At 65.6% G+C, this 902-nt stretch carries 1 protein-coding gene; it reads left to right on the forward strand.

Going from position 1 to position 902, the window contains the following annotated elements:
- Positions 1–902 (forward strand): DUF1302 family protein (locus tag GPL81_RS31000; RefSeq protein ID WP_246219017.1); only part of this gene is annotated, 902 nt, incomplete at its 5' end.

Genomic DNA, 902 nt, shown 5'->3' on the forward strand with positions numbered 1-902 from the left:
CGACAACGTGTACAAGAGCCAAACCCGACTCCGCCCCCACCCCCAAACACCCCCCCACCCCCACCCCGTTCCTGAGCATCAACCAGATGACCAGCGCGGCGGGCGGTGTGACCTCGGCGCGCAGCGTGCGTTACTTCATCGACTACCCGGAAGACATCCGCCTCTACGGCCTGAGCTTCCAGACCAACGTCGAAGGCGTGTCCCTGGGTGGCGAGGTCAGCTACCGGCCGAACATGCCGCTGCAACTGAACACCGCTGACCTGTTGTCGGCCGCCACCTTCGGCGCCACCTCGCCGCTGATCACCACCGGTTTCGCCGGGCGCAACCTCGGTGCCGAGGTCAACGGCTACAAGCGCATGCCGGTGACCCAGGCGCAAGTGACCGCGACCCAGTTCTTCGATCAGGTGCTCGGCGCCAACCGCCTGACCGTCGTCGGCGAGGTCGGCTACAACCACATCAGCGGCCTGGGCAAGGCCGACGGCTCTGACCTGCGCTTCGGTCGCAGCCCGGCCTTCGGTTCCGGCCAGCTGCAAGGCGCGGCGGGCCCGGCCACCTGCGCCGGCACTGCCGTGGGCACGCCGAGCGCCAGCAACCCGGCCCAGGAGTGCAACGACAACGGCTTCTACACCAGCAACAGCTGGGGCTATCGCCTGCGCGGCAAGCTCGATTACCCGAACGTGATCGCCGGCATCAACCTGTCGCCCAACCTGGCCTGGTCCCATGACGTGGAAGGTTACGGCCCGAACTTCGATGAAGGCTCCAAAGCCGTCAGCCTCGGGCTGGATGCCGACTACCTGAACACCTACACCGCCAGCCTGAGTTACACCAACTACTTCGGTGGCGATTTCAACACCAACGTCGACCGCGACTACGTTGCGCTCAGCTTCGGCGTGAATTTCTGA

It is taken from the genome of Pseudomonas izuensis (genome assembly GCF_009861505.1).
GTDB lineage: Bacteria > Pseudomonadota > Gammaproteobacteria > Pseudomonadales > Pseudomonadaceae > Aquipseudomonas > Aquipseudomonas izuensis.